Here is a 3,393-nt window from a genome sequence, read left to right as displayed (position 1 = left end):
TGAGTATATGGTGCCGAGTATATTGGTTGAGCTTGAGGGTATGCCATTGACTGTGAATGGTAAGCTTGATCGTAAAGCATTGCCTGAGCCTGATTTTGTAAATGAAGCTAGTTATGTAGCACCAATTACAGAGCTAGAGATTAGTTTAAGTAAAATATTTGCAGAGGTGCTTGGCTTAGAGAAGGTAGGAATAACGGATGATTTCTTTAGGATAGGAGGAGATTCTATCTTAAGCATTCAGTTAAGCTCTAAATTACGTAAGAGAGGTTATGAGTGTAGTGTAAGAGATATATTTGATACTCGTAATGTATCTAAGTTAGCTTCATATATTGAATCCATAGTAGATGTTGAAGTGGAAATCATCAAAGAAGAAGGTACTTTAACAGGAGGAGTTGGTTTATTACCGATACAAGAGTGGTTCTTTGATAATGTTAAGAGTAAAGATTTTGCTGATTATAATCATTGGAACCAATCATTTATGGTCAAAGTTCCAGCTCTTGATATATCTAAAATTGAATCAGTAGTAGCTAAACTAGTTGAGCATCATGATATATTGAGGGTTAACTATAATATTAGTTTTAATACTCAACAGTATAATGAAACTATAGTTATACCTAAGATTAAGAATCTTAATGTTAATGACTATACACAAGAGGAATTACATAAAGAGTTAACATCATGGCAGTCAGATTTTGATATTGAAAAAGGACGATTATTTAGAGTAGGTTATTTAGAAAGCTATTCTGATGGTAGCGCAAGATTGTATTTTGCATTACATCATTTAATAGTAGATGCTGTAAGTTGGAGGATATTAATAGAAGACTTTAGATCATTATATAATGATGAAGAGTTAGCACTTAAAGCAACAAGTTATAGACAATATGTAGATATAGTAAGAGATTATACTAATAGTCATAGAGAGCAAGAGAGTTATTGGAGTGGTATAGTCAAATCCTTACCAAGTTACGAAGTTGCAAGAAAAACTCCTACTGTATCTACAGCTAAACTAGATAGAGAGTCTACTACGCTGTTATTACAAGAAGGTAATAAAGCATATCATACTGAGATCAATGATTTACTCCTTACAGCATTGTTATTATCTCTCAAAGATATAAATGGTTTAGATAAGCAAGGAGTGACCTTAGAGGGACATGGTAGAGAGCATTTAGTAGAAGGTCAGGAAATTGGTAATACAGTAGGTTGGTTTACAAGTATGTATCCTGTATTACTTGAAGATAAGGGAGAATTATCGACTACGATTAAATATGTCAAAGAGAGCTTAAGAGCTATTAAAGATAAGGGTATAGGCTTTGGTAGTTTTGCTGTTAGTGATGAGAGTAGTATTAGATTCAAAGATTTACCAACTATTAGCTTTAACTATTTAGGACAATTTGATGCTAAAGAAGGATTATGGCAGATAATATCAGAAGATAGTGGAGTATCAGTATCATCGAAGAACAAAGATCATAATATTGTTAATATAAATGGGATGGTAGTTGATGGACAGTTAAGTTTCTCTGTAGTTACACAACTTGGTCAAGATATAACTGATAAGTTATCTGTATCATTAGGAAACAATCTTAAACTAGTTCAGGCTCATACAAGTAAACTTGTTGAGCAGGGAATATCTCATAAAACTCCTAGTGATTATAATTCTGATATAAGTTTAGAGTTATTAGATAGACTTCAAATACAAGACAATGAAGTTGAATATATTTATTCTGCTAATAGTTTACAACAAGGGTTTATATATCATGCTTTATCAAATCCAGATGATGATGCTTATAGGGTACAGTTAGTATTTGATTATAAGCAAGAGCTAGATGTTGATAGATATATTAAGTCATGGGGATTAGCTATAGCTAAGCATCCGATATTAAGGACAGCATTTAACTGGGATGAAGATATAATCCAAGTTGTTTATAGGAATGGAGATTTAGAGTATAACTATCATGATATATCTGATCAAGATGATAAAGAGCAAGCTATCCAAGAGATACAGGAAGAAGATAGATGGCAAGGATTTGATTTAACTAAGCCAACACAGTTACGCTTACATATAATAAAACAATCTGATGATTTATATACAATCATTAAGTCAGAGCATCATAGTATAGCTGATGGTTGGAGTGGACCGATATTATTAAGTGATATTCATAAATATTATCATGATTTAAGTATTAATATAGATCCACAAGTACAAGAAGATGATAGTTATCTTAGAGTACAAGAGTATATTCAAAATAATAGAGATAAGGCTAACGGATATTGGCAGGAGAATCTAACTGATATTGAAGTTAATGATTTATCGGTGTTATTGACTACAGATAAAAACATTAATGACATTAAATCATTAGATGATAACTATACTCAAACTCTTACAATTAGCGGTGATATATACAATAAGATTAAGGATATAACATCAAATTTAGGCATAACAACAAACACCTTATTACAGTTTGTATGGCATAAGCTGATTAATATTTATACACAAGATAGTCAAACAATAGTAGGAACTACGATATCAGGAAGAGATATAGCTATTGATGGTATTGAGGATAGTGTAGGTTTGTATATAAACACTTTACCATTGTTAGTGGATTGGGGTAATACAAATACGATAGAAGAGCAGCTTAAGTATATTCATAATCAAATAACTAATTTAAGTACACACAGTTATGCTGATTTATCGAAGATACAAAATGGTAGCGAGAGGTTATTTCATAGTTTATTTGTATATGAGAACTATCCGATACCGGAGTCAAATGGCGAATTAGCTGCTAATAGATTATTACCAGAATTAAGATATGCTGTAGAGAAGTTAGACTATCCATTAGGTATAGTAGCATATGAGCATAATAATTCTTTAATAGTTGGATTAAAGAGTTCGGAAGAAGTATTAACTCAAAATAAAGCAAAAGAACATCTTAATAAATTAAGTTATATAGTCAATCAACTAATAGATGATATAACAAAGCGACATAATGAGATAACAACATTAACGCAACAAGATTATCAAACCATAGTGTATGACTGGAACTATACTGATAGTGATTATCCGAATGATAGGACTATATATGAGTTATTTGAAGAGCAGGTAGAGAAGAATCCGAATAATGTAGCGTTAGTATTTGAAGAAAAGCAATTAACGTATCAAGAGCTAAATAAAAAAGCAAATCAGTTAGCAAGATATATCCGTAAGCAGTATAAAGAGGTAACAAACCAAGAACTACAAGCAGATACGCTGATACCGTTATGTTTAGAAAGAAGTTTAGATATGGTGATAGCGATAGTTGCTGTAATGAAGTCAGGAGGTGCATATGTACCGATGGATCCTGAATATCCTGTAGAGAGATTTAGACATATACTTGCAGATACAGAAGCTAAGTTGAT

1 protein-coding gene is annotated in these 3,393 nt (G+C 31.7%); it reads left to right on the top strand.

What is annotated here, in order from left to right; all coding sequences use genetic code 11:
• Nucleotides 1–7 precede the first annotated feature (7 nt).
• Nucleotides 8–3,393, top strand: a 3,386-nt coding sequence (locus ACKTR7_RS09870; RefSeq protein WP_407878137.1) for a condensation domain-containing protein, incomplete at its 3' end; no start/stop codon positions are given.

The sequence above is a fragment of the Francisella sciaenopsi genome, from assembly GCF_045862875.1.
Classification (GTDB): Bacteria; Pseudomonadota; Gammaproteobacteria; order Francisellales; family Francisellaceae; genus Francisella; species Francisella sciaenopsi.
This window is presented reverse-complemented; position numbering and strand designations above follow the sequence as displayed.